Source organism: Luteimonas sp. 22616 (assembly GCF_052044325.1).
Lineage (GTDB): Bacteria > Pseudomonadota > Gammaproteobacteria > Xanthomonadales > Xanthomonadaceae > Luteimonas.
The window spans coordinates 798,626-822,338 of the sequence record NZ_JBQEMW010000001.1 but is presented as its reverse complement, the minus strand read 5'-3'; the positions used below and the strand labels follow the sequence as shown (position 1 = coordinate 822,338).

Sequence of the window (23,713 nt, the reverse complement as noted above, 5' to 3'; positions counted from 1 at the left end):
CGCTTAACCTGCCGGTAATGAATGATGTTGCCGCCCCGGACGCCAATGCCAGCGAGGACATCAGCGACGAGACGCTGATGCTGGCCTACGCGGCCGGGCGCCCGGGTGCATTCGAGCAGCTCTACGCACGCCACCGCACCCGCCTGTACCGTTTCCTGCTGCGCCAGCTGCGCGACGGTGCGCTGGCCGACGACCTGTTCCAGGACATCTGGCAGCGCGTGATCGCGGCCCGCTCGGGCTGGACGCCGGACGCCTCGTTCTCCAGCTGGCTGTATCGCATCGCCCACAACCGCATCGCCGACCACTGGCGGGCGCAGCAGTACCGCCCGCCGGCACCAGAGAACGCCGACGAGCGCACCGCGCGCATACCCGATCCCGACACGCCGGAACGCACACTGTCCGAATTCGAACAGCGCCGCGGCATGCAGCTGGCGCTGGACGAGCTGCCCGACGAGCAGCGCGAGGTGATCCTGCTGCGGCTGGAACAGGAGCTGACCCTGGAAGAAATTGGAGCCATCACCGGCGTCGGCCGGGAAACCGTCAAATCGCGCCTGCGCTACGCGATGGACAAGCTGCGCGCGCGCCTGGAAGACGCCGGATGAACATCGGATCCGGACACCACGGCAACCACGACGATGCGCTCACGCCGGAAGAACGCGCGCTGGCCGATCGCCTCGCCCGCCTCGGCCCGCAGGGCGAGCCGTCGCCCGCGCTCGACGCGCGCATTCTCGCCGCCGCGCGTGCTGCGGCCAGCGCGCCTGTCACAACCGCTCCCGCGCATCGTTCGCCGCGCCGCAGGCAGCGGCGCTGGCCGGTGGCCTTCGGCGCTGTCGCCACCCTGGTCATCGTCGGCGGGCTGGCCTGGCAGCTGCGTCCGGTCGACGACCTGCAGGTCGATTATTCCGAAGCGCCGCGTGCGGTTTCGGGGCCGTCGGCCGGTGCCGCACCTGCATCCCGCCCGGCGCAGCAGGCCGTCGTTGCGCTGCCGCCGTCGCCGGCAGCCGAAGTCGCGCCGGCAGCGGCGGACAGCGCCGCACCCGCGTCGGCCAGTCCCGCCCCCATTCCGGTGAAGCCGCCCGAACCTGCCGCAGCGACCGAACGGTTCGCCGAAGCCCCATCCGGGGCCGGCGCGCAGCCCGCGCCGAAGGCGTTCACGACGAAGCCGCCCGCACCCGCCGAACCGCCGGTGGTCTTCGATGAGCCGTCGCCGATGGACACGCCGCCTTCCCCGCCCGGGGAGCCGCGGCATCTGGCGCCGCCCGCCCCATCTGCGCCACCCCCGCCCGCTGCACCATCCGCGCCGGCGCCGGCGGCACGCGCTGCCATCGCCTTCCCGCAGGAGCCGGCGTCCGGCAACGCGCCCGCCACCAGGAGTGTCGTCGAGGCCGAGAACAAGGCACGCGCACAGCGTGCGAAGACACTGGAAACCACAGCCCGGCGCATCCCCTCGGCACAGGTCGCCTCGGGCGCCGTCGCGCAACCTGCAAGGCCGGCCGACACGGCCGCCGCCGCCGATGCCAGTGCCCTCGACCGCATCGAAGTCACCGGCGCGCGCATCGAAGACGAGGAAGACCAGGCCGACGTTGGATACGCCAGCGACCAGCCGCTCGACGACCAGCCCCCGGCCTCGGTCGACTCCCCGCAGGTGCGGCAGGCATGGCTGCAGCGCGTGCGCCAGCTGGTCGCCGAAGGCAAGCCCGACGCCGCGCGCGACAGCCTGCGCGAATACCAGCGCCGCTATCCGAAGGCCACCCTGCCCGACGACCTGCGCGCGCTGCTGGAAGAATGAGCCTGCACACGCTGGCGGTGCCCGCCACGCACGCGATCGAGGTCAAGCACAGCCGTTTCGTCGCCAATGCCATCCCGGTCGAAAACGCCGGGCAGGCGATGCAAGCCGTGGCCGCGGTCTCGATCGCCGACGCCACCCACAACTGCTGGGCCTGGCGCATCGGCGGCGACTACCGCTCCAACGACGACGGCGAACCGGCCGGCACCGCCGGACGCCCGATCCTCGCCGCCATCGACGGCCAGGGCATCGACCGGGTGGTGGTCGTGGTCACGCGCTGGTTCGGCGGCATCAAGCTCGGCGCGGGCGGACTGGTGCGCGCCTACGGCGGCGCCGCGGCCGAGTGCCTGCGCAGCGCCGAACGCATCGTGCTGGTCGAATTGCGCGAGCTCGCGCTGCATGCGCCGTTCGAGGACCTGGGCACCGTCCACGCGGCGCTCGCTGCCGTCTCCGCCGAAAAACTGTCCGAAACCTTCGACCCCGACGGCGTCCGCCTCGTGCTGCGATTGCCCGATGACAACGTCGATGCCTTGAAACTGCGCCTGCGCGACGCCACCCGTAACCGGGTGCGCATCGACGACAATGGCTGATGGCTGACATTCCAGAACAGGACACCGACTCCGGCCAGGCGCCGGACACCCGGCCGCCGCAGGACGCCACCGGCAAGCCCAAGCCCCGACTCGGCAGCCTGCGCGCGCTGTGGCCCTTCGTCATGCGCCAGAAAGGCCTGCTGGTGGCGTGGCTGGTGGCGCTGGCCGCGTCCAGCACCGCCACCCTGAGCCTGCCGCTGGTGGTACGGCGGATGATCGACCACGGGTTTTCGGGCGACGGCAACATCAACGCCACCTTCGCGCTGGTGTTCGCGGTGGCGCTGGGGCTGGCGGTCGCCACCGCGGCGCGCTTCTTCTTCGTTTCCCTGCTGGGCGAACGGGTGGTCGCCGACCTGCGCGAGCGCCTGTATTCGCACCTGGTCGGGCTCGACCAGGCGTTCTTCGAGCGCAGCCGCAGCGGCGAGCTGGTCTCGCGCCTGACCGCCGACACCGAACTGCTACGCAGCGTGGTCGGCTCGACCGTTTCGGTGGCGCTGCGCAGCGTGGTGATGGTGATCGGCAGCCTGGCGATGCTGGTGGCCACCAGCCCGCGGCTGGCGGCCTACACGCTGGTCGGCATCCCGCTGTGCGTGCTGCCGCTGGTGCTCGGCGGGCGCCGGCTCGGCAAGATCTCGCGGCAGAGCCAGGACCGCGTCGCCGACGCCAACGCGCTGGCCAGCGAAACCCTCGGCGCGATCCCCACCGTGCAGGCGCACGCACGCGAGCCGTACGAACGCGGGCGCTTCGCCGCGGCGATCGACGCTTCCGTCGCCACCGCGCGGCGCCGGATCGGGATGCAGGCACTGGTCACCGCGATGGCGATCTCGCTGGTGTTCGGCGCGATCACCCTGGTGCTGTGGTCCGGCGCGCACGACGTGATCGACGGCCGGCTCACGGTCGGCACGCTGAGCCAGTTCGTGCTGTACGCGGTGCTCGGCGGCGGCTCGGTCGGCGCGCTGGCGGAAACCTGGAACGAACTGCAGAAGGCGGCCGGCGGCATGGGCCGGATCGGCGAACTGCTCGACGAGCGCCCGGGCATCGCTGCGCCGGCACGGCCGCACTCATTGCCGGTGCCGGTGCGCGGCGCACTGCGCTTCGACGGCGTCACGTTCCACTATCCGTCGCGCCCGGATGCGCCGGCGCTGGAAGACTTCAGCCTGCAGGTCGCGCCCGGCGAAACCGTGGCCCTGGTCGGCCCCTCCGGCGCCGGCAAGAGCACCGTGTTCGCGATGCTGCTGCGCTTCCACGATCCGCAGCACGGTCGCATCGAACTCGATGGCGTGGACATCCGCACGCTCGATCCGGCCGAGTTGCGCGGCACCGTCGCGCTGGTGCCGCAGCAGCCGGCGATCTTTGCCAGCAGCGCGCGCGACAACATCCGCTACGGCCGGCTGGAGGCCAGCGACGCCGAGCTCGAGGCCGCGGCAAGGTCGGCCGAGGCGCACGAGTTCCTCTCGGTGCTGCCCAACGGCTACGACGAGCAGCTCGGCGAACGCGGCGCGCGGCTGTCGGGTGGACAGCAGCAACGCATCGCCATTGCCCGCGCGCTGCTCAAGGACGCGCCGGTGCTGCTGCTCGACGAAGCCACTTCCGCACTCGATGCGCAGAGCGAGCGCGCCGTGCAGCAGGCGCTGGAGCGGCTGATGGAAGGCCGCACCACGCTGGTGATCGCGCACCGCCTGGCCACCGTGCTCAAGGCCGACCGCATCGTGGTCATGGAACGCGGCCGGATCATCGCCCAGGGCACCCACGACGAGCTGATCGCCCAGGACGGCCTCTACGCGGAGCTGGCGCGGCTGCAGTTCCTGGACTAGCCGGTCCCCGGGCTCTCCACCCCTGCGCCGGCCCGGCAAAACCCGCTGGCCGGCGGCCGGTTCGGCCAGGTCCCCGCGTTGTCGCGATCAGGCATTCCGGCAACAGGTGCATCTTGGCCCGTACTCTCGCCTCTTCCCGCGGCTTCGAACGGCGCCTCTATACCTGGGCCGCGATCGTCGCGCTGCTGGTGGTGTTCGCCGGCTTCGCGCGCACCTACTACCTCAAGCTGGCCTTCGACACGCCACCGATCTCCGCGCTGCTGCACGTCCACGGCATCGTGATGAGTGCATGGTTCGCGCTGTTCATCGTCCAGGCCAGGCTGGTAGCCACCGGCCGCACTTCCGTGCACCGCAGGCTCGGCGTGTTCGGCGCACTGCTGGCCGTCGCGGTCCTCGTACTGGGCACGCTCGTGGCGATCACCGGCGCGCGGCTGGGGCACGCCCCGCCCGGCCCGCCGCCATTGACGTTCCTCGTCGTGCCGCTCGGCGACATGCTGGTGTTCGCCCTCCTTGTCAGCGCCGCGCTCTGGTTCCGCCAGCGCAGCGACATCCACAAGCGGCTGATGCTGCTCGCCTGCGTGGGCCTGCTGACCGCGCCGATCGCGCGGATCCCGTGGCCGCCGCTGCAGCAGGGCGGCATCGTCGCGTTCTTCCTGGTCACCGTGGCGCTGGTGCTGGCCTGCGTGGCATGGGACACGATCGCGCGCCGGCGCCTGCACCCGGCCTTCGCATGGGGCGCCGCGCTGGTCGCAGTGTCGTGGCCGCTGCGGTTGGCGCTGTCGCAGACACCGCAGTGGCAGCAATTCGCGAGCTGGCTCGCGGGTTGAATGCCAGCCGCGCAAGCAGGCGCCGCACGAAGCTCCTGCTGCGAGGATCGCCAACCGCGACAGGCTTCAACAGGGCCAGGCGCGTTCGATCGGCAGGCCGTGGTCGATGCTTGTCGGCAGGGTGCCGAACGCCAGGCCATGCGCTCCGCCAAGCCTGCTGCTGCAGAACGCGTCGGCCAGCGGACTGCCCGCGCGCAGCAGCGTCGCGGCCTGCAATGCCAGCGCCAGGCGTTCGACCAGCAGTCGCGCGCCGGATTCACCGGCCTGGTTGCGCAGCGATTCGTCCAGCGTCGCAACTGCAGCGTCATAGCGTTCGTTGCGCCCCGCTGCCGATTCAAGCTCCTTGCGCAACGCGTCCGCGGAGCCGGGCTCGCGTCCCAGCGCGCGCAGCACGTCCAGGCACTGGATGTTGCCGCTGCCCTCCCAGATCGAGTTGAGCGGGGCCTGCCGGTACAGCCGCGGCAGGATCGATTCCTCGATGTAGCCGGCGCCGCCCAGGCACTCCTGCGCCTCGTTGACGAAGGCAGGCGTGCGCTTGCAGATCCAGTACTTGCCGATCGCGGTGGCGATGCGCGCGAACGCAGCTTCGCTTGGGTCGCGTGGTGCTGCATCGACGGCACGCGCCACCCGCATCGACAACGCCAGCGCGGCTTCCGATTCGATTGCCAGGTCGGCCAGCACGTTGCGCATCAACGGTTGCTCGATGAGCCGCTTGCCGAACGCCACGCGATGGGCGGTGTGGTGCAACGCCTGCGCCAATGCCATGCGCATCTGCGCCGCCGAGCCGAGCATGCAGTCCAGGCGCGTGAGCATCACCATCTGCAGGATCGTGGCGACGCCGCGCCCCTCGTCGCCGACGCGCCACGCCCGCGCTTCCATGAACTCGACCTCGCCCGAGGCGTTGCTCCAGTCGCCGAGCTTGTCCTTCAGGCGCATCAGCGCGAAGGCGTTCTTCGCCCCGTCCGGGAGCCGTCGCGGCAACAGGAAACAGCTCAGCCCGCCGGGCGCCTGCGCCAGCACCAGGAAGCCGTCGGACATCGGCGCCGAGAAGAACCACTTGTGCCCGACCAGCGCGTATTCGTCGCCACTGCCGCCGAGCGGCGTGGCGGTGGTGGTGTTGGCGCGCACGTCGCTGCCGCCCTGCTTCTCGGTCATGCCCATGCCCAGGGTCACGCCGGGCTTGTCGTCGATGGCGACGTCGCGCGGGTCGTAGCGGCAGGCGGCGACCTTGTCCGCCCATTCGCGCAATGCCGGCGCCTGCCGCAGCGCCGGCACCGCGGCATGGGTCATGGTCAGCGGGCAACTGGTGCCGGGTTCGGCCTGGTTGTGCAGGTAGCACAGCGCCGCGCGCGCGACATGCGCGCCGGGCGCGGCGTCGGCCCACGACAGGCCGGCAACGCCATGTTCGACGGCCGCGGCCATGATGCGGTGGTAGTTGGGATGGAACTCGACAGTGTCGATGCGGTGGCCGAAGCGGTCGTGGCTGCGCAGGCGCGGCCGGTCGCGATGGGCGTCGAACGACAGTGCGTACAGTTCGCCGCCAGCCAGTGCGCCGTAGCGCGCGACACGATCGGCGTGCGCATCGCCGCCTTCACGCGCCAGTGCCTCGCGCAGGGCGATGTCGTCCTGCCAGAGATCGCGCGGCGCGAACTCCGGCGGCTGGTTGTCGACCGTGTGGGTCTGGAAACGCGACATGGCAGGGCCCTCGATGCGATGCCCCGATTCTGGCGCAATCCGGGTGCCCGCGTCGTTGCGCTTCGTCGCGCCTGGCGAGTGCATCGACGAATCCGTCCTGCAATCCCGGCCGCCCGAACGGCCGCGGCGCATGGCCGCGGCCGGCAACATGGAACATGCGTCATTGGCCGTTGCAGGCGCGGCTTCAGCCGCGAGCTTTCATGGGCCGCTGCATCAGGCGCTCGAAAAGCTCGCGGCTGAAACCATTCCCGCAAGAACAAAAAAACCCCGCCGGGAGGCGGGGCTCGAAAATCGCGATGTGTCGGATCAGGCGACCGGCTGCACGCCGGCGGCCTGTGCACCCTTGGGGCCCTGCGTAACCTCGTAGCTGACGCGCTGGCCTTCCTGCAGGCTGCGGAAGCCCTTGGCCTCGATCGCCGAGAAGTGCACGAAGACATCCGCGCTGCCGTCCTCGGGTGCGATGAAACCGAAGCCCTTGGCGTCGTTGAACCATTTCACTGTGCCGTATTGCATGACTCTCCCTACCTCGTCTGGATGCGATGTGCGTACGCCCCCTTGCGGTCCCCCGGGCGCACGGCCGCGAGTATGCAAAGCAAGCCCGGCGGTTGCAATCACCCGGAGAGCATTTCCGTGACCAGTGCCGGCAACCCGGACGATGCCGCCGCGACATTGGCAAGCACCTCCTCGAGCGTGATCACCTCATCGACGACCGGCCCCGCGCCCGCCGCCCAGTTGGCGACGATGGCCAGGCAGGCATATTCCAGGCCCAGTTCGCGCGCCAGCCCGGCTTCGGGCATGCCGGTCATGCCGACCAGGTCGCAGCCGTCGCGGCGCATGCGTGCTATCTCGGCACGGGTCTCGAGCCGTGGCCCCTGGGTGGCGCCGTAGCAACCGCCATCGACCAGTTCCACGCCCGCCGTGCGCGCTGCTTCGAGCACGCGCGCGCGCAGCGACGGCGTGTATGGCTCGCCGAAATCGACGTGCAGCACCTCGGTGCCCTCCTCTTCGCACAGCGTCGAAATACGCCCCCACGTGTAGTCGATCAGTTGATCCGGGCACGCCAGCACGCGCGGGCCGAAGCGCTCGCCGATGCCGCCGACAGTGTTGAGCGCAAGCACGCGCGTCGCACCGAGCGACTGCAGCGCGGCGAGGTTGGCACGGTAGTTGACCTTGTGCGGCGGCACTGAATGCCCTTCCCCGTGACGCGCCAGGAATGCCACGCGCCTTCCTGCCAGCGTGCCCACGCGCACCGGACCGGACAGCGCGCCATAGCGGGTCACCGGCTGATGGGTCTCGATGTCCTGCAGGCCGGCGAACTGGTACAGGCCGGTGCCACCGATGATGGCGAGCGCGATGTCGGACTGGGACATGGGGATTCCGGAAGTGAGCGGGGTCACCGATCATCCGGAATCGCGGCGCGCGACGCAAAGCCCGGCGGCCGCCTGCCCGTGAAAGAGGCGCTCAACGCGGCGCGACGTAGCCACCGGCAACGCCGCGCGGCGAGAGCACCAGTTGCCAGAGCTGGATCCGGCGGGCGCGGAAACTGGCCATCGACGCGGCCAGGTAATAGCGCCACATCCGGCGGAAGCGTTCATCGTAGCGCGCCGGCAGCATGTCCCAGGCGGCTTCGATGTTGGCCCGCCAGGCCTGCAGCGTGCGGTCGTAATCGGTGCCGAAGTTGTGCCAGTCCTCGGTCACGAACAGGCCCTCGGTGGCGGTGGCGATCTGCGCCGCCGAGGGCAGCATCGAGTTGGGAAAGATGTATTTCGCGATCCACGGATCGGTGTGCGTCACCGACCTGTTGCTGCCGATGCAATGCAGCAGGAACAGACCATCGTCGCCCAGGCAGCGCCGCGCGACCTCAAAGAAGCGGCGGTAGTTGCGGAAACCGACGTGCTCGAACATGCCCACCGACAGGATGCGATCGAAGCGCTCGTCCACCTCGCGGTAGTCCTGCACGCGGATCTCGATGGGCAGGCCCGCGCACAGCTCGCGCGCGAACGCGGCCTGCTCCTGCGAGATGGTGACGCCCACGCCCGAGACGCCGTAACGCTGCGCCGCGAATTTCAGCGCCTCGCCCCAGCCGCAGCCGATGTCGAGCACGCGCATCCCCTCGCGCAGGCCGAGCTTGCGGCAGATCAGGTCGAGCTTGGCTTCCTGTGCGTCGTCGAGGTTGCCGGCCTGCCGCCAATAACCGCAGCTGTAGACCAGCCGCTTGCCGAGCATCGCGTGGTAAAGGTCGTTGCCCAGGTCGTAGTGGCGCTTGCCGACCTCGTAGCTGCGACGCCCGGCCTGCAGGTTGAACAGGCGCGCGCGCAGAGCGTCGCGGATGTCGGCCGGGCCGTGCGCGCGCTCGTCGATGCGGGCGTCGAGCAGGTGGAACAGCAGGCTGTCGAGGGACGGCGCGTCCCACCAACCATCCATGTAGCTCTCGCCGAGCTTGAGCGAACCGCCGGCGACCAGTCGCGCCGGCAAGTGGGCATCGTTGACCTGCATGTCCCAGGGCCGCTCGCCGTCGATGCGGATATCGGCATCGGCCAGCAGGGCCTGCAATCGATCACGGAATGGATGCGTTGCGGACATGCCTCTCGGTGGGATCCCGGAAAGCGTTGCTGCCTAGATTACCGTCGCCGTCCGCGCCGCGTCACGGCAACAGGTGAAACGCAGCGTGGCGACGACGTTGCTCGCGGGGGCTAGGCTCCCGGCGCGGCGAACAGCCCGCGGTAGGCCTCCGCCACGTGCGGCAGCAGGACGCTGGCCGGTACTTCGGCCGTCTGCACGCCGTCAGAATACGGGCCCACCTGGTAGGGCGGAAACACGAAGCGCAGGGCTGTGATGCGGCCCGCGGCGTCGATGACCGGTTCGAACTGGCTGAAGTTGCCGGCGTCGGGGCCGGAGCCCTCGTCGATCATCTTGAGGCCGGACTTCAGCATCTCCGCGCGCTCGGCGGGCTCGATGTCGTCGCCGTCGATGCGCTGCGAAAGCGATGCGTGCAGTTGTTCCCGGACCGCGTCGGAGACCGCGCGCCAGCCATCCTTGTCGGCGATGAGATTCCCGGCCTGCAGCAATTCGTTGCGCTGCGGCAGCCAGACGAACCGGGCCACCAGCGGATTGCCGTGCGCGCCGCCGGTGTAGCTGCTGCCGTTGGCGGCCACCGACACCACTTGCGGCGTTTCGGCCAGAAGGCTGAAGGCCAGCGACAGGTCGTAGGGCGCGCTGGGCTTCTCACCGGCCAGCCCGTCGACGGCCTGCATCAATTCGCCGCGCGCGGCCTGGGCGTAGCGCTGCAGCTCGGCCGCCAGCCCCGGATACTTGTCCACGCCTTGCGGATAGCTGATGCCGACGATGTAGCGCGGATCGCGCTCGATGACGTCTTTCAGCGCTACCTGCGCCGGCGGCGCCGTCTGTGCCTGGTCCGCCGGCGGTGACGTCGGCGCTTGCGACGCCTGCGGCGCAGGGGTTTCACGCTGGCAGGCGGCGAGACCCAGCAGCAGGAGGCAGATCGGCAGGCGCTTCATCGTGGAGTCTCTCCCTGGGGATTGCGGCATTCCGGTGTAGTCCGGACGCGCGCAGTCTAGGCGGCGGCGCGTGATGTCGGGATTGACGCGCCGGCTTCGCATGCCGGATCCGGCGCCGGAACCGCGGCCATGCAGGCGAACACGCCCACGAAAAAGCCGCGCATGCGAAGAAAGTCGCGCATACGAAAAAGCCCCGGGCGTTTCCGCCCGGGGCTCTGGTGTTGCGACTGACTGGGTGCTGGCTTAGAGAGCCTGCACTTCGTCGGCCTGCAGGCCCTTCTGGCCCTGCACGACCTTGAACGAGACCTTCTGGCCTTCCTGCAGCGACTTGAAGCCGCTGCCCTGGATCGAGCGGAAATGGACGAACAGGTCCTGGCCGCTTTCCGGGGTGATGAAGCCGAAGCCCTTGGCGTCGTTGAACCACTTGACGGTACCGGTCTGACGATCGGACATGATGTGTTACTCCTTGGAACAGTTTTTTGGGATACACGGTCCGTTTCAGGCGGATCCGCGACTGTGTCAGCAAGGGGTAACGCGAAGCGATGGAGCGGATCGGCAGATCTACCGCATCGAAACCACGATGTACCGTGATCCCGGCTTTGAACAGTGCGCGCACCTTACCGCACTTTTCGCCAGAAGTGTGAATGGGGTTTACCCCAGGGTGGCGATCCCCCGGGCGACCCGGCAACACCCGCCCCGCCGGGCCGCAAAAACGTTGAACGGACGCCGTTCCGGCCATGGGATCCGTCCACGCTTTCCCGCGCCGCACAGGTCCCCCGCAACCGCGCCCAGCGGCGCTACCACTCCTCCCGCCGGGGCAGCAGGCCTTGCAGCTCGGCGTCGGTGAGATTGCGCCACTGGCCCGGCTTCAGGCGCCCCAGCTTCACCGCGCCGATCCGCACCCGCACCAGCTGCTTGACCCGATACTTGAAGTACGCCGCCATCAGCCGGATCTGCCGGTTCAGGCCCTGCACCAGCACGACCCGGAAGCCGAACTTGCCCAGCTTCCCGGTCTTGCAGGGCAGCGTGGTCTGGCCATGGACAGGCACGCCGCGGGCAATGCCGCGCAGGAATTCGTCGGTGACCGGAAGGTTCACGGCCACCAGGTATTCCTTCTCCAGTTTGTTCTCCGCCCGCAGGATGGCGTTGACGATGTCGCCGTTGCTGGTCAGCAGGATCAGACCCTCGGAATCCTTGTCCAGGCGCCCGATCGGGAAGATCCGCTGCTCGTGGCCGATGAAGTCGACGATGTTGCCCCGCACCGCCGATTCGGTGGTGCAGGTGATGCCGGCCGGCTTGTTCAGCGCGATGTAGACATGCCTGCGCTGGCCCTTGGCTGCGGTACGCGCGCGCAATGCCTGGCCGTCGACCTTGACCTCGTCGCCCTCGCCGACTTCGGCGCCGATGCGCGCGCGCTGGCCATTGACGGTGACCCGGCCTTCGCCGACCAGCCGGTCGGCTTCGCGCCGCGAGCAGAAACCGGTGTCGCTGATGTGCTTGTTGAGTCGCATCCGGGTCGGGCGGTCGGGCATGGCGGCGGGCGCGCAGTCTCGCAGATTGGCCACCTCGCGGCACGCCGAGGGCAGCCGCCACACCTGCCGGAACGCTGCGACGCCCGGACTTGACAAACATAGTTTGTGATGCAAACCTATTTGCAGTCATTGAGTGAACCAATGAAATGCAGAACGACACCAGCAATCTGTCCCGCCTCGCCGAGAACACCAGCCGCTACGCCCGTTACTCCCGCAGCGCCGGCGGGCTGAGCCTGGTGATCGGCGGCATCCTGTGCCTGGCCGCGTTCGTGGTCGGCGCGACCACGGAACTCACCCCCGCCCTGCGCTACGCGCTGGTCGGCGCGCCGCTGCTGTGGCTGCTGTCGAAGGAACTGCTGCGTGCCTTCTACTACCAGCGCGCAGGCGCCGCGCGCGAACGGCTCTCGGACAAGCAGCGCCGCATGCACCTGTGGATGGTGGCTTACCTGGCGGTGATGTCGCTGCTGATCGTCGGTGGCGTGGTCTGGGCGGCAGGCGCCCGCGCCTGGCAGTGGCCCGGGATCGCCTACATCGCGATCGTCGCGGCGATGCCGCTGGTCGCCGCACGCTGGTTCTGGTCGGTCGGTGATTTCCTGGTCGGCGTGTTGCTGGTCTGCCAGGCCGCGGTGGTGATCGCCGGCGACCACTACCCCTGGTACTGGATCCTGATCGCCGCGCTGTACGCCGCCATCGCCATCGGCACCGGCTGGCGCGAGCATCGCGACTACCTCCGCCTGCGCGACGAGCTCGGCCTGCCTGGCGCCGACCACGCCCGGGACGCCAGCGCATGAAAAGCGGCACCCAGGACGCGATCGACGCGGTGCTCGCCGTCGACCGGCTGGTCCACGAACCAGCGCGGCTGGCGATCCTGACCGTGCTCAGCGGCGCCGAACTGGTTGAATTCGGTTTCCTCGAAACCGTGTGCCGGCTCAGCAAGGGCAACCTGTCGAGCCACCTGTCGAAACTCGAGTCCGCCGGGCTGGTCGCGATACACAAGAGCTTCCGCGGCAAGCGGCCGCTCACCCGCGCGGCGATCACCGACGCCGGCCGCGAGGCGCTGCAGCGCTACCGCCGGCAGATCGCCGCACTGATCGATTCCGTTCCACCCACCGACCAGGAGCAAGACTGATGTCGAACCCGATCCTTGCCACCGCGCTGTCGCTGGCGCTCGCCGCGCTTCCGCTTACCGCGCCTGCGCAGTCCGCGGCCGAACACTCGCCTGCAGCCGAAGCCGCAGCGAATCCCGGCATGTCCGAGGGGCGCGAGCTCTCGCGCCTGTTCCTCGCCGGCGACACCGCGGCGGTCTGGGCGCGCATGGGCGCACCGATGCGCGAGGGGCTGGGCAACGCCGAAGCGCTGGTGCAGTTCCGCGCGCAGCTGGCGCGCGACCTCGGCGAGGAACAGTCGTTGCTGGACGAGCAGGTGGTCGAGCAGTCGGGACTGCGCGTCTACGTGCGCGTCGCACGCTGGAGCAAGGCGCCGATGCCGATCGTGATGCAATGGGCCACCGATGGCGAAGGCAAGGTGCAGGGCTTCTTCGTGCGTCCGAAGCTGGAGGCCGCGCCCTCGCCGCACCTCGACTACCAGACCAAGGCGCACCTGCGCATGCCGTTCGACGGCGCCTGGTACGTGTTCTGGGGCGGCCACACGATCGAGCAGAACTACCACGCCGCCGTGCGTGGCCAGCGCTTCGCCTACGACCTGGTCAAGCGCGTGGACGGCAGCAGCCACCGCGGCGATGGCAAGGCGCTCGAGGACTACTACTGCTGGAACGAGCCGATCCTCGCGCCGGCCGATGCCACCGTGCTGGAGGCCATCGATGGCCTGCCTGACCAGGCGATTGGTACCCGCAACACCGAAGCGATCGCGGGCAACCACATCATGCTCGACCTCGGCAACGGCGAATACGCGATGCTCGCGCACCTGCGCGAGGGCAGCGTCGCCGTGAAAGCCGGCCAGCAGGTGGCCGCAGGCGAGGAACTCGGGCGCTGCGGCAACAGCGGTAACACCAGCGAACCGCACCTGCACTTCCACCTGCAGGACGCGCCGAAGTTCGGTGAGGGCGACGGCCTGCCGGTGTTCTTCGAGCACTACACCGCCGACGGCAAGGCCGTGGAACGCGGCGAGCCGGTGAAGGGACAGCTCATCGCGCCGCTGACACCAGCGGCTTCGAAGTAGTCACTCGATCCGGGCCATCCGCGCCGGTCGTGGCCGCGGATGGCCCATGGCTCACGCCGGGGCCAGCAGGTCCGCGTGCTCCGGATGGCGCCGCATGTACGCCTCGGCGTAGGAACAGTCTGGACGCACCTTCAGACCTTCGCCGCGGGCGTACTGCAGCGCGGCTTCCACCAGCTTCCCCGCGATGCCGCGGCCGCCGATCTCCGGCGGGACGACGGTGTGGGTGATGACGAGCACGTCACCATCGCGTGCGTACTCGACGAAGGCTTCGCTGCCCTGTTCGTTGACCATGAAACGATGGCGGTCGCCTTCGTGGCGGATCGCGGTAGTGATGTCCAAACTTCTCTCCTGCCTGCGGGCTCAGCGATTATCGCGCTTGCCCTGGTTGTGGCGATCCTGCGTGCCGATGCTGCCCTGGATGGCCTGCAGCCGGCTCTCGGCCGCGTGCAGCTCGGTGGCCTTGGCCGCGGCCTCATCCGACTGGTAACCGCCCTGCACGCCCGCGACGTGACTGCCATCCAGCTGCTGCCAGGTTGGCGTCTCGCGGTCGTGTTGCTGCTTGGCTTCGAGCAGCTTGCGGGTGTTCTCCAGCGCCTGCTCGGGGGTGATGGGATGCGGCTTCGCAGCTGGCTTCCGCCCCGACGACGCCCTGGCGGCAGGTTTGCCGACTGCCCTCCTGGGCGCTGGCCTTGCCGATACCTTCGCCACCTTGGCCGTGCGCTTCCGGGGCGCAGGCTTGCCCGCTGTCCTCGCGACCGCCTTCTTCGCGGCCTTCTTCGCCGCGGGGCCTGCAGCTGCCTTCTTTACGACAGTCTTCTTCGCCGCCGTCCGCAGCGGCGTTTTCTTCACGACAACCTTTTTCGCAGTGCCCAGTCCTGCCGCCTTCTTCGCGGCTGTCTTCCTGGTCACGGCCTTCTTGGCAACCTTCGCCGGTGTCGCCTTTCGCGAAGACACCTTCGTCGCTGCCGATTTCCTGGCCATGGTCTTTTTCGCGGCCGCCTTTCCTGCCACCGGCCGTTTCGCCGCCGCCTTCTTCGCAGGCGCCCTGCGTGCCGCGGCCTTCTTCACCACGCGCCGGGACGCGGCCGTCTTGATGGCGGTGGTGCGCTTCGCGCCCGCTTTGCGGGCAGGCGCTTTCTTGCGCGCCGTGGTCCCGGTTTTTGTCGCGGCCTTCGTGGTGGCCTTCTTCACGGCCCGGGTTGCCTTGCGGGTGGTCGCCATTTCGCCTCCGTCTCCGCCTGGATGGGTTGCAGGGACAGCAATAGCATCGGCGCCATTCACTCCGGGTGAGCGCGACGGCCTGGCCTTGGGGTGTCATTCAGCGGCCGCGGCGCGCGGATTGCTGACACGCTGCGTCACGTACAGGGCACGCCCGGGCCGCGCAAACCTATTGGCACGCTTGCTGCTTCCTCCTTCGCCGAGAGAGAAGGAGACCACCATGTACGACCAGAGCGAAAACGCCGAGCACGAAGCCGTCACCCGGTTGTTCGAACTCGCCCGCAACGGCGACACCGACAACTGCGAGTACAGCCAGCTCGATTCGATGATCTATGGACGCCTGGAACAGGCCTACGGCAGCGAGGGCCACACCGCCCTGCGGGCAGGCGCAATCCAGGTCCAGACCGCCGCCGCCTAAGTACCGCGGGCAGGCCGCGGCCAGCCCTGCTAGCCGAACTCCGGGTTCGCCAGTTCGGTGAGGAAGTGCGAAAACAGCGCGGGCTCCATGAGCAACGCGAACATCACGCCATAGCCGGCGCCCCACAGGTGGGCGCTGTGGTTGACGTTGTCGGTCCCGCGCCGGTCCATCCAGATGCTGTAACCGACATAGAACACCGCGTAGAGGATCGCCGGGATCGGGATCGGGATGAAGAAGATGTAGATCCCGGTCCACGGTGCCATCAGGATGAAGGCGAACAGCACCGCCGAGACCGCGCCCGAGGCGCCCAGGCTCCGGTATTGCGCGTCATGGCGGTGCTTCATGTACGTGGGCAGGATCGCGATCACGATCGCCGACAGGTAGAACAGCACGAAGCCGAACGCACCGATCCGCTCCACGAACACCTGTTCGACCGGCCGGCCGAAGAAGAACAGCGTGATCATGTTGAACAGCAGGTGGCCGAGGTCGGCATGGATGAAACCGTGCGTGACCAGCCGGTCGTACTGCTTGAACCGGTCCACCGCAGGCGGCCACAGGATCAGCCGGTCAAGCAACTGCCGGTTGTTGAACGCCAGCCACGAGACGAGGCAGGTGGCGGCGACGATGACGATCGTGATCGAGAGGTTCATCAGGCGGCCCGGTAGTTGTCCTGCATCGGATAGCGCCTGGCGTACAGCGCGAACACCAGCGCGGTGAGCAGGGCGAACACGGCGAAGAAGAACATCAGGAACGCGTTCTCGGTCAGGCCGGTGCCCGCGATCTGGGTGGTCACCGCCTCGTTGCGCACCGCGGCGTTGGTGATCAGCACCCACAGGTTGCCGTACGACACCGACAGCAGCCAGAAGCTCATGATCGTGCCCTTCATCGACGGCGGCGCCTGGCTGTAGGCGAACTCCAGGCCTGTCGCCGAGACCAGCACCTCGCCGAGCGTCAGCAGCGCATACGGCGCGATCTGCCAGGCGATCGAGACCGCGTCGCCGCCATCGATCGCCAGCTGGATCATGCCCGCGACGATCCACGCCAGCCCGGAAAACGCGATGCCCGCGCCCATCCGCCGCAGCGAGGTGATCTCCAGCCCCATCCGCCGCAGCGCCGGGAACAGCACCAGGTTGTTGAACGGGATCAGCAGCATCACCAGCAACGGGTTCAGCGCCTGCATCTGCGCCGGCGCCTTGACCAGCCAGCTCGGCCACCACCACTGGTCGTGCGGCATCGTCATCGCGCCGCCCTGGATCACCCAGGTCGAGGCCTTCTGGTCGAACAGCGACCAGAACGGCGTGACCAGCGCGAACACGATCAGGATCCGCAACACCGCGCGTACGCCGTCGATCGCGTGCTGCGGGTGCACGCCGCGCGCGCGCTCGAGCTGCATCGACGCGCCAAGGCCGCCGAAGGCCAGCAGCAGGCCCAGCGCCAGCAGCACCGCGATCACGAAGTCGTCGCGCACCAGCCAGCCCAGCGCCACCACCGCCAGTACGGCACCAATGGCGAACACCACCAACCCTGCCCGGCCCTGCCCCGGCGCGTGCGTGAACAGCGCCGTGCGCACCACGCGCAGGAACGAGTGCGGGTCCGGCGGCGCCGGCGGCACGTGCACGTACTTCTTGCGGCCGCTCCAGAAGATCACCGTGGCGACGAACATCAGCACGCCCGGGATGCCGAATGCGACGCCAGGCCCGTACTCGCGCAGGAAGATCGGCATCAGCAAGGATGCGAAGAACGAACCGAGGTTGATGATCCAGTAGAAGGCGTCGTAGACCACCTTCGCCAGGTGCTTGTTGGTGCGGTCGAACTGGTCGCCGACGAACGCCGACACCAGCGGCTTGATGCCGCCGGACCCCAGCGCAATCAGGAACAGGCCGGTGTAGAAGCCGGTGCGGCTGTCCTCGAACAACGCGAGGCAGGCATGGCCGGCGCAGTACACCAGCGACAGCCACAGCACGGTGTTGTACTTGCCGAAGAAGCGGTCGGAGATCCAGCCGCCCAGCAGCGGGAAGAAGTACACGCCGATGACGAAGGTATGGAAGATGTCCTTCGCCGCGCCGCCGCGCTCGCTTTCCGGCAGGTAGGCCAGCAGCAGGCTGCTGATCAGGAACGGCACCAGGATGTTGCGCATCCCGTAGAAGCTGAAGCGCTCGCAGCCTTCGTTGCCGATGATGTAGGGGATCTGCCGGGGCAGTTTCGCGGGGCGGTCGATGGCCGCAGCGGGTGTGGTCATCCGGGAGTCTTGGTCGGGATCAGGGGGCAAGCGTAACCGATGGCGCTGCCCGGGCGGCCTGGTGCGGGCCACACCCGGCGTTGAGGCCCCTCTCCCCTCGGGAGAAGGGTTGGGGTGAGGGTACGGCGCGATCGCGACGGCTCAAACCACGATCGCCTTGCCGCCGCCTCATCCAACCCTGCGGGCCATCCTTTCCCAAAGGGAGAAGGAAGCGCGCCTCAGGCCCACTCCGCCAGCCCTTCGCGCTCGTACAGCGCGTGGAACGACGGCAGGGCCTTCATGCGACCAGCCAGCGCTTCCAGGTTCGGCCACGCCGTCGCCGGCTTCGGCATGTTGCGCGACCAGCGCATCAGCATCGTGAGGTAGAAATCCGCGGCGCAGGGGTACTCGCCAAGCAGGTACGGCCCGTGCTGGCCGAGATGGGCATCGATCAGCGCCCATTCGGCCTCGATGCGCGCGCGCGTGGCGCCGTGCACCGCTTCCTCGCAGCCCTCGCCCGCCGGTTCGTGCGGGTACCACCACATCCGGAACAGCGGTTGCACCACGTTGGCCAGGTGGAACATCCACGCCAGGAAATCCAGGCGCCGCGGCGCGTCGACCGGCGGCGACAGCCGCGCCGCCGGGTGCGTGTCGGCCAGGTGCACCAGCAGCGCCGCGGCCTCGGTGTGCGGCCGGCCGTCGATCACCAGCGTCGGCACCACCCCGTTGGGGTTGAGCGCGAGATAGGCGGCAGATTTCTGCGCGCGCGATTCGAAGTCGACCAGCGACAGCTCGTGCGCGATGCCGAGCTCGATCAGCAGCCAATGCACCACCATGCTGGCGGCGCCCGGCGAGTAGTAGAGCGTGTGCATGCGCCTGGACTCCGGGGGAAGTGGCCGCCGCATTATGGAAGGCTTCGGCCACGATCGGCAAAACGGGGCACGGACGCGAATTCCAGCGGTCCCGCACGATATGCGGGGAAAGGCACTGCCGGCAGGCGTGCGTTGCGGCATCATCCACGTTCCGCCCCGCCTGGTATCGACATGCGCCTGCTGCCGTCTTTCGCCGCCCTGCTTTTCGCCGCCACCCTGCTGCCGCTGCCGGCGACCGCGCAGGATGCCCCTCTGACCACGGTCTCCGAACGCTCCGGCTTCATCCAGACCGGCCGCTATGACGAGGTGGTCGCGCTTTGCACCGCATTCGCGCAGCGCTACCCCGACGCCGTGCATTGCATCGACTTCGGCACCACGCCGGAAGGCCGGCCGATGAAGGCGCTGGTCGCCACCCGCAGCGGTGCGTTCACGCCGGAACAGGCGCGCGCGAAGGGCATCCCGGTGCTGCTGGTCCAGGGCGGCATCCACGCCGGCGAGAGCGACGGCAAGGACGCCGGCTTCCTCGCCCTGCGCGAGGCGCTCGACGGCAAGGCCGCGTCGGGAGCGCTCGACAAACAGGTGCTGCTGTTCGTGCCGATGTTCAACATCGACGGCCACGAGCGCTTCGGCCGCTGGAACCGCCCCAACCAGCGCGGCCCGGAGGAAATGGGCTGGCGCACCACCGCGCAGAACTACAACCTCAACCGCGACTACCTGAAGGCCGACGCGCCCGAAATGCAGGCGATGCTGGCGCTGGTGAACGCCTGGGACCCGATCGTCTACGTCGACCTGCACGTGACCGACGGCGCCAAGTTCCGCCAGGACGTGTCGTACCAGATCGAGCCGGTGCACGCCGGCGACATGCAGCTCCGCACGGACGGCCTCGCACTGCGCGGCGCCATCGTCGAGGCGGTCGCGGCGCAGGGCGCGCACCCGCTGACGTTCTATCCCTCGTTCGTCGAAGAGGACAATCCGGCGTCCGGCTTCGTCGACGGCGTCGCCCCGCCGCGCTTTTCGCATGGCTATTTCCAGCTGCGCAACCGCTTCGGCATGCTGGTCGAAACCCATTCGTGGAAGGAATACCCGGTGCGGGTGAAGATCACCCGCGACACCATCGTCGCCCTGCTCGAACAGACCGCGCTGCATGGCCACGACTGGCTGCGCGATGCGCATGCCGCGGACGACCGCGCGGCGAAGCTCGGCGGCAAGCCGGTGGCACTGGACTGGAAGGCCACCGACAAGGTGCGCACCGTCGACTTCCTCGGTTACGCCTACACGCGCACGCCGTCGGACATCTCCGGCGCGCTGATGACCCATTACGACGAGGACACGCCGCAGCTGTGGACGCTGCCGCTGCGCGACGAGATCGTGCCCGGCCGCAGCATCGTCGCGCCGAAGGGCGGCTACCTCGTGCCGGCCGCGCACGCGGCCTGGGTGGGAGAGAAGCTCGCGCAGCACGGCATCGGCTTCCGCAAACTGGGCGCGGCCCTGCCAGCGGCGAAGGTCGAGACCTTCCGCGCCGACCAGGCGTCGTTCGATGCAACGTCGGTAGAAGGCCACCAGCGGCTGGCGCTGGAAGGCGGCTGGAAACCCGAAACGCGCGACGTCGCCGCCGGCGCGCTGTTCGTCCCGATCGCGCAGCCGAAGGCGCGGCTGGTGATGGCACTGCTGGAACCGCAGGCGCCCGATGCGCTCGCCGCCTGGGGAGAATTCAACAACGCTTTCGAGCGCAAGGAATACATGGAGCCCTACGTGGCCGAGGAAGTCGCGCGCGGGATGCTGGCGAAGGATCCGGCGCTGAAGGCGCGCTTCGAGCAGAAGCTGCGCGAAGACGCGGAATTCGCGGCGAGCCCGCGTGCGCGGCTGGACTTCTTCTATCGCCTGCATCCATCCTGGGACGAGCGCTACAACCTGTATCCGGTGGTGCGGACGGCGACGGTGCCGGCAGCGCGCTGAGGCGCGGGCAAGCCCGAGGGAACCGATCCACTGCAATCCGCAGGAGCGGCTTCAGCCGCGAGCTCTTCGACTGGCAGGAAGAACGCTCGCGGCTGGAGTGATCTCATTCATGCCTCCTGGATTCCCGCCTGGGCGGGAATGACGAGCACATTGGAGTGGCCAGTGGCCACTCCAGGCATCGCAGCGCCAACCAGCGCCATTCGCCGCTGACATTGCGTTCGCGAGCCAGGCGCTATCGTTGCATTCCATGCTGGCGATGCCGCCACCCGAGCCACCGGAGCCCCGCATGCACGTCATCGCCACCTCTTCGCCCGTGCGCCTGTTGGCGCTGGTACTGGCACTCACGCTGGCGGCATGCGCTTCGACACCGGCGCCCAGGATGGGTGCCGACACGCATTCGCCGGAACTGACCCTGGTCACCCTCAACCTCTGGCACGACAAGGGCGAGTGGCCGAAGCGCGAGAAGCTGATCGTCGCCGCGCTGCGCGAACTGCATCCGGACCTGATCGCGCTGCAGGAAGTGTTCCAGCACGATGAGCTGCCCAACCAGGCCCGGACGCTGGCCGAAGCGCTGGGCTACGAGTACGTGTTCGCGTCGGTCGACGCACCCGGCAAGGCGCAGCGCTTCGGCAACGCGATCCTCAGCCGCCACCCGATCCTCGCCCGGGACTGGAAGGCGCTCGAACCGCTCGACGACTTCCGCACCATCGTCCGGGTCCGGATCGCCATCGACGGCCGCGAAATCAACGTCTACGACACCCACCTGCACTGGACCGACCAGGGCGGCGCGATCCGCGCCGAGCAGGCCGGCGATGTCCTGCGCTACATCTCAGCCACCGACGGCGGCCTGCCCTCGGTGCTGGCCGGCGACCTCAACGCCTCGATGGACGCGCCGGAGCTGCAGCCGCTGCTCGCTCCGTTCCTCGATGCCTATGCCGCGATGCATCCGGGCATGGCGCCCGGCGATTGCGCGCACAGCACGCTCAATCTCGAGCAGTACCCGCCACGGCACATCGACCAGGTGTTGCTGCAGCGTGGTGCGTTCGTCCCGATGCAGGCGAAGGTGATCCTCGACCGGCCCGATGCGGCGGGAACCTGGGCGTCGGACCATTACGGCGTGCTGGTGGGGTTCCGGTTCGCGGAGCCGGCGGGACAGTAGCGCGCGGCGGGGCTCATGGAAGCGCGTCGCAGGAGGCGCATGTTGCTGGGGACTCCGCGATCGGGGGCGAACCCATCCCCACCCAACCCTCCCCTTGAAGGGGAGGGCCTCAAGCGCTGCTTAGCTGCCGGGAGGTGTTCGCGCTGCGCGCGGGTACCGGCGCCTCAGGCCACGTTGACCCGGTCGCGGCCTGCGGCCTTTGCGCCATACATGGCCGCATCCGCGCGCCGCACCCAGTCGTCGGCGTCGACCAGCAACCGATCGGCTTCGGCCAAGCCGATGCTCAGCGTGCAGTGTTCGGCGGCGGCCTTGGCACCCCGTTCGCTGAGGAAGCGCGTGCGCACGCGTTCGGCCACTTCGCGCGCGCCCCTGACGTCGGTCTCCGCGAGCAGCATCGCGAACTCGTCGCCGCCGTAGCGGGCCGGCGTGTCAACCTCGCGCACGCAGGAGCGCAGCACCTGCGCCACCCGGCGCAGCACGTCGTCGCCGGCGGCATGGCCGTGCGCGTCGTTGACTTCCTTGAAATTGTCGACGTCGATCAGCATCACCACGGCCGGACGGCGATAGCGCAGGTAGCGTGCGAGCTCGGTGTCGGCAACTTCGTCCCAGTGGCGGCGGTTAGGCAGTCCGGTCAGCACGTCGATCCGGTTGAGCCGTTCGAGCTGGCGGTTCTGGCGTTTCACGCGATGGCTGAGCGCGTAGGTCACCGTGCTCAGCGCCAGCGGATAGACCAGCATGAACGGCAGGGAGGCGACGATGACGAGCATGCTGCTCTCCAGCCGCACCGGGAATCCGAGCAGCGCCGACACCACCACGCAGGCGGCCACCTGCGCCGGCACGGTCCGCGCGAGGAAGCGCCAGCCCGCCACGCCGATCTTGTCGATCGTCAGCATGGTCACCAGCAGCGCACTGGGCAGCAGGTTGAACTGCATGATCGCCACCCATGCGCCGCCCGCCATCGAGTCGAACACCAGGTTGCGGAACTCGGCATCCCGCGGGTCGCCACTGCGCCGCGCCAGCCACAAGGCCAGGTGCGACCAGGCCAGGGCATTGAGCAGCAGCAGGCCCCAGACCCAGTAGGCAGCGTCGTTCTCGTACAGGACCGATGCGATCGGCAACGCAGCGAGACCGAGCCCGAGCGTGCGCATGCGGTACATGCGATCGACGAACTTCCGATCCCGGGATTCGGTGAGCTGGGATTCGAGGAAGCCCATGTCGCGGTCGTCGCCCCTGTTAGCCGGCCGTCTGGCTCGCCAGCATACCCGCGTGCCTGAACCGGTGAATCTGCGCTGCGTCACGCTGTGCAGGCGCTGCAGGCCTGCATTCAGCCTTTTTCGTACTTCCAGTGGCGACGCTTGCCATCGGCCAGCCATTCCAGCGCCTGCGCCAGGCGCCAGGCGCCGGGCCCGGGTGTCCTCGCGCCGGGCCTCGGCGATCCACTCGATGTATTCGCGGCGATGGCTGGGCGCGAAGGCATCGAATGCCGCTTTCGCCCCGGCGTGCCGGCGCATGGCAAGCGCGGCGGCGAATTCGGGCGGGATGTCCGGCATCGGTTTCGGGCGCGCGGCCTTGCGAGCGGCGGGCGCCTTGGCGCCCTGCTCGTTCAACGCCGCAGCGCGGCGGATGTCCGCAAGCATCTGCCTGCGCGGCGGCAGGTCGTCCACGCTCGCCAGCCTGCCGTAGCTGCCCATGCCATCGCGCGCGACGCCTTCGCCGACCACCAGCGCGTGCTTCCAGTAGCCGATCGAGGCGTGCTGCTTGAACGCCGCCATGCCGGCAAGGATGCCCCCGGCGTGGACGAAGCTCGGCGCACCCCATTTGATGGTTTCCTCGACACCCGGGCAGGCTTCGTGGACCAGTTCACGCACGCGCCGCAGAATCGGCTGCGCGAACGCAGCGGACTTCGCGATGTAGGCGTCCACGCGCGGATCC

At 69.0% G+C, this 23,713-nt stretch carries 24 protein-coding genes; 11 read left to right on the top strand and 13 right to left on the bottom strand.

The window, feature by feature from the left end; translation table 11 throughout:
- Nucleotides 1–17: 17 nt before the first annotated feature.
- The 5 genes from ACTJIL_RS03855 (at nt 18) to ACTJIL_RS03835 (ending at nt 5,017) form a co-directional block, all read left to right on the top strand.
- A complete protein-coding gene (locus ACTJIL_RS03855; RefSeq protein ID WP_440754272.1) occupies nt 18–602 on the top strand; it encodes an RNA polymerase sigma factor in 585 nt (194 codons plus the stop codon).
- Nucleotides 599–1,789, top strand: coding sequence for a hypothetical protein (locus ACTJIL_RS03850; RefSeq protein ID WP_440754271.1), 1,191 nt, complete (start codon nt 599–601; stop codon nt 1,787–1,789). The genes ACTJIL_RS03855 and ACTJIL_RS03850 overlap by 4 nt, the downstream gene beginning before the upstream one ends.
- Entirely contained in the window at nt 1,786–2,376 is a 591-nt protein-coding gene (locus tag ACTJIL_RS03845) for an IMPACT family protein (RefSeq protein ID WP_440754270.1), read from the top strand. Before ACTJIL_RS03850 ends, ACTJIL_RS03845 begins: the two co-directional genes overlap by 4 nt.
- Complete coding sequence (locus ACTJIL_RS03840) at nt 2,376–4,190, top strand: ABC transporter transmembrane domain-containing protein (RefSeq protein WP_440754269.1); 1,815 nt, start codon at nt 2,376–2,378, stop codon at nt 4,188–4,190. The genes ACTJIL_RS03845 and ACTJIL_RS03840 overlap by 1 nt, the downstream gene beginning before the upstream one ends.
- Nucleotides 4,191–4,303: 113 nt before the next feature.
- On the top strand, nt 4,304–5,017 hold the full coding sequence (locus ACTJIL_RS03835; protein WP_440754268.1) for a hypothetical protein: 714 nt from the start codon (nt 4,304–4,306) through the stop codon (nt 5,015–5,017).
- A 66-nt stretch (nt 5,018–5,083) separates the two neighbouring features.
- On the opposite strand, the gene ACTJIL_RS03830 is transcribed toward ACTJIL_RS03835, so the two are convergent.
- The 7 genes from ACTJIL_RS03830 to ACTJIL_RS03800 form a co-directional block, all read right to left on the bottom strand.
- Nucleotides 5,084–6,727: an isovaleryl-CoA dehydrogenase gene (locus ACTJIL_RS03830; RefSeq protein WP_440755834.1), complete on the bottom strand. Its 1,644-nt coding sequence runs from the start codon at nt 6,725–6,727 to the stop codon at nt 5,084–5,086.
- Nucleotides 6,728–7,018: 291 nt separating this feature from the next.
- A complete protein-coding gene (locus ACTJIL_RS03825) occupies nt 7,019–7,225 on the bottom strand; it encodes a cold-shock protein (protein WP_440754267.1) in 207 nt (68 codons plus the stop codon).
- Nucleotides 7,226–7,323: 98 nt separating this feature from the next.
- Entirely contained in the window at nt 7,324–8,082 is a 759-nt protein-coding gene (locus tag ACTJIL_RS03820; protein ID WP_440754266.1) for an S-methyl-5'-thioinosine phosphorylase, read from the bottom strand.
- Between the two features lie 91 nt (nt 8,083–8,173).
- Nucleotides 8,174–9,295, bottom strand: coding sequence for a cyclopropane fatty acyl phospholipid synthase (gene cfa, locus ACTJIL_RS03815; protein WP_440754265.1), 1,122 nt, complete (start codon nt 9,293–9,295; stop codon nt 8,174–8,176).
- 110 nt (nt 9,296–9,405) lie between these two features.
- Nucleotides 9,406–10,230: a PdaC/SigV domain-containing protein gene (locus tag ACTJIL_RS03810; RefSeq protein ID WP_440754264.1), complete on the bottom strand. Its 825-nt coding sequence runs from the start codon at nt 10,228–10,230 to the stop codon at nt 9,406–9,408.
- A 243-nt stretch (nt 10,231–10,473) separates the two neighbouring features.
- Nucleotides 10,474–10,683: a cold-shock protein gene (locus ACTJIL_RS03805; protein ID WP_137265674.1), complete on the bottom strand. Its 210-nt coding sequence runs from the start codon at nt 10,681–10,683 to the stop codon at nt 10,474–10,476.
- 344 nt (nt 10,684–11,027) lie between these two features.
- Nucleotides 11,028–11,762: a pseudouridine synthase gene (locus tag ACTJIL_RS03800; RefSeq protein ID WP_440754263.1), complete on the bottom strand. Its 735-nt coding sequence runs from the start codon at nt 11,760–11,762 to the stop codon at nt 11,028–11,030.
- 146 nt (nt 11,763–11,908) lie between these two features.
- Between ACTJIL_RS03800 and ACTJIL_RS03795 the strand changes: the two genes are divergently transcribed.
- Genes ACTJIL_RS03795 through ACTJIL_RS03785 form a run of 3 tightly spaced genes read left to right on the top strand, consistent with a single transcriptional unit; the run spans nt 11,909 to nt 13,940 of the window.
- Nucleotides 11,909–12,553: a hypothetical protein gene (locus tag ACTJIL_RS03795; protein WP_440754262.1), complete on the top strand. Its 645-nt coding sequence runs from the start codon at nt 11,909–11,911 to the stop codon at nt 12,551–12,553.
- Entirely contained in the window at nt 12,550–12,891 is a 342-nt protein-coding gene (locus ACTJIL_RS03790; protein ID WP_440754261.1) for a transcriptional regulator, read from the top strand. The genes ACTJIL_RS03795 and ACTJIL_RS03790 overlap by 4 nt, the downstream gene beginning before the upstream one ends.
- A complete protein-coding gene (locus tag ACTJIL_RS03785; RefSeq protein ID WP_440754260.1) occupies nt 12,891–13,940 on the top strand; it encodes a M23 family metallopeptidase in 1,050 nt (349 codons plus the stop codon). Before ACTJIL_RS03790 ends, ACTJIL_RS03785 begins: the two co-directional genes overlap by 1 nt.
- A 51-nt stretch (nt 13,941–13,991) precedes the next feature.
- Here ACTJIL_RS03785 and ACTJIL_RS03780 read toward each other — a convergent pair whose 3' ends face one another.
- Together ACTJIL_RS03780 and ACTJIL_RS03775 are read right to left on the bottom strand one after the other, a co-directional pair.
- Nucleotides 13,992–14,231: a GNAT family N-acetyltransferase gene (locus ACTJIL_RS03780; protein ID WP_440755833.1), complete on the bottom strand. Its 240-nt coding sequence runs from the start codon at nt 14,229–14,231 to the stop codon at nt 13,992–13,994.
- A gap of 69 nt (nt 14,232–14,300) precedes the next feature.
- Nucleotides 14,301–15,161 carry a hypothetical protein gene (locus ACTJIL_RS03775; protein ID WP_440754259.1) on the bottom strand — a complete coding sequence of 287 codons (861 nt, stop codon included), beginning with the start codon at nt 15,159–15,161 and terminating at the stop codon, nt 14,301–14,303.
- Between the two features lie 217 nt (nt 15,162–15,378).
- Here ACTJIL_RS03775 and ACTJIL_RS03770 point away from each other — a divergent pair, with 217 nt between their 5' ends.
- A complete protein-coding gene (locus ACTJIL_RS03770) occupies nt 15,379–15,576 on the top strand; it encodes a hypothetical protein (protein ID WP_440754258.1) in 198 nt (65 codons plus the stop codon).
- A 29-nt stretch (nt 15,577–15,605) separates the two neighbouring features.
- Here ACTJIL_RS03770 and ACTJIL_RS03765 read toward each other — a convergent pair whose 3' ends face one another.
- The 3 genes from ACTJIL_RS03765 to ACTJIL_RS03755 all read right to left on the bottom strand — a co-directional run bounded on the left by ACTJIL_RS03765 (nt 15,606) and on the right by ACTJIL_RS03755 (nt 18,666).
- Entirely contained in the window at nt 15,606–16,226 is a 621-nt protein-coding gene (locus ACTJIL_RS03765; RefSeq protein ID WP_440754257.1) for a rhomboid family intramembrane serine protease, read from the bottom strand.
- A complete protein-coding gene (locus ACTJIL_RS03760) occupies nt 16,226–17,815 on the bottom strand; it encodes a POT-type proton-dependent oligopeptide transporter (protein ID WP_440754256.1) in 1,590 nt (529 codons plus the stop codon). Before ACTJIL_RS03760 ends, ACTJIL_RS03765 begins: the two co-directional genes overlap by 1 nt.
- 218 nt (nt 17,816–18,033) lie before the next feature.
- On the bottom strand, nt 18,034–18,666 hold the full coding sequence (locus ACTJIL_RS03755; protein WP_440754255.1) for a glutathione S-transferase family protein: 633 nt from the start codon (nt 18,664–18,666) through the stop codon (nt 18,034–18,036).
- Nucleotides 18,667–18,846: 180 nt separating this feature from the next.
- Here ACTJIL_RS03755 and ACTJIL_RS03750 point away from each other — a divergent pair, with 180 nt between their 5' ends.
- Together ACTJIL_RS03750 and ACTJIL_RS03745 are read left to right on the top strand one after the other, a co-directional pair.
- The gene (locus tag ACTJIL_RS03750; RefSeq protein WP_440755832.1) at nt 18,847–20,622 is read left to right on the top strand and encodes a M14 family metallopeptidase; all 1,776 of its coding nucleotides are present in this window, start codon (nt 18,847–18,849) and stop codon (nt 20,620–20,622) included.
- A gap of 286 nt (nt 20,623–20,908) precedes the next feature.
- Entirely contained in the window at nt 20,909–21,781 is an 873-nt protein-coding gene (locus tag ACTJIL_RS03745) for an endonuclease/exonuclease/phosphatase family protein (RefSeq protein WP_440754254.1), read from the top strand.
- Between the two features lie 164 nt (nt 21,782–21,945).
- On the opposite strand, the gene ACTJIL_RS03740 is transcribed toward ACTJIL_RS03745, so the two are convergent.
- Nucleotides 21,946–23,703: a diguanylate cyclase gene (locus ACTJIL_RS03740; RefSeq protein ID WP_440754253.1), complete on the bottom strand. Its 1,758-nt coding sequence runs from the start codon at nt 23,701–23,703 to the stop codon at nt 21,946–21,948.
- Nucleotides 23,704–23,713 lie beyond the last annotated feature (10 nt).

Excerpts from the sequence above, each read along its gene's own strand:
- ACTJIL_RS03855 (WP_440754272.1), top strand. The coding sequence starts at position 18 with ATGAATGATGTTGCCGCCCCGGACGCCAATGCCAGCGAGGACATCAGC.
- ACTJIL_RS03850 (WP_440754271.1), top strand. The coding sequence starts at position 599 with ATGAACATCGGATCCGGACACCACGGCAACCACGACGATGCGCTCACG.
- ACTJIL_RS03845 (WP_440754270.1), top strand. The coding sequence starts at position 1,786 with ATGAGCCTGCACACGCTGGCGGTGCCCGCCACGCACGCGATCGAGGTC.
- ACTJIL_RS03840 (WP_440754269.1), top strand. The coding sequence starts at position 2,376 with ATGGCTGACATTCCAGAACAGGACACCGACTCCGGCCAGGCGCCGGAC.
- ACTJIL_RS03825 (WP_440754267.1), bottom strand. The coding sequence starts at position 7,225 with ATGCAATACGGCACAGTGAAATGGTTCAACGACGCCAAGGGCTTCGGT.
- ACTJIL_RS03820 (WP_440754266.1), bottom strand. The coding sequence starts at position 8,082 with ATGTCCCAGTCCGACATCGCGCTCGCCATCATCGGTGGCACCGGCCTG.
- cfa (WP_440754265.1), bottom strand. The coding sequence starts at position 9,295 with ATGTCCGCAACGCATCCATTCCGTGATCGATTGCAGGCCCTGCTGGCC.
- ACTJIL_RS03810 (WP_440754264.1), bottom strand. The coding sequence starts at position 10,230 with ATGAAGCGCCTGCCGATCTGCCTCCTGCTGCTGGGTCTCGCCGCCTGC.
- ACTJIL_RS03805 (WP_137265674.1), bottom strand. The coding sequence starts at position 10,683 with ATGTCCGATCGTCAGACCGGTACCGTCAAGTGGTTCAACGACGCCAAG.
- ACTJIL_RS03800 (WP_440754263.1), bottom strand. The coding sequence starts at position 11,762 with ATGCCCGACCGCCCGACCCGGATGCGACTCAACAAGCACATCAGCGAC.
- ACTJIL_RS03795 (WP_440754262.1), top strand. The coding sequence starts at position 11,909 with ATGCAGAACGACACCAGCAATCTGTCCCGCCTCGCCGAGAACACCAGC.
- ACTJIL_RS03790 (WP_440754261.1), top strand. The coding sequence starts at position 12,550 with ATGAAAAGCGGCACCCAGGACGCGATCGACGCGGTGCTCGCCGTCGAC.
- ACTJIL_RS03785 (WP_440754260.1), top strand. The coding sequence starts at position 12,891 with ATGTCGAACCCGATCCTTGCCACCGCGCTGTCGCTGGCGCTCGCCGCG.
- ACTJIL_RS03780 (WP_440755833.1), bottom strand. The coding sequence starts at position 14,231 with ATGGTCAACGAACAGGGCAGCGAAGCCTTCGTCGAGTACGCACGCGAT.
- ACTJIL_RS03775 (WP_440754259.1), bottom strand. The coding sequence starts at position 15,161 with ATGGCGACCACCCGCAAGGCAACCCGGGCCGTGAAGAAGGCCACCACG.
- ACTJIL_RS03770 (WP_440754258.1), top strand. The coding sequence starts at position 15,379 with ATGTACGACCAGAGCGAAAACGCCGAGCACGAAGCCGTCACCCGGTTG.
- ACTJIL_RS03765 (WP_440754257.1), bottom strand. The coding sequence starts at position 16,226 with ATGAACCTCTCGATCACGATCGTCATCGTCGCCGCCACCTGCCTCGTC.
- ACTJIL_RS03760 (WP_440754256.1), bottom strand. The coding sequence starts at position 17,815 with ATGACCACACCCGCTGCGGCCATCGACCGCCCCGCGAAACTGCCCCGG.
- ACTJIL_RS03755 (WP_440754255.1), bottom strand. The coding sequence starts at position 18,666 with ATGCACACGCTCTACTACTCGCCGGGCGCCGCCAGCATGGTGGTGCAT.
- ACTJIL_RS03745 (WP_440754254.1), top strand. The coding sequence starts at position 20,909 with ATGCACGTCATCGCCACCTCTTCGCCCGTGCGCCTGTTGGCGCTGGTA.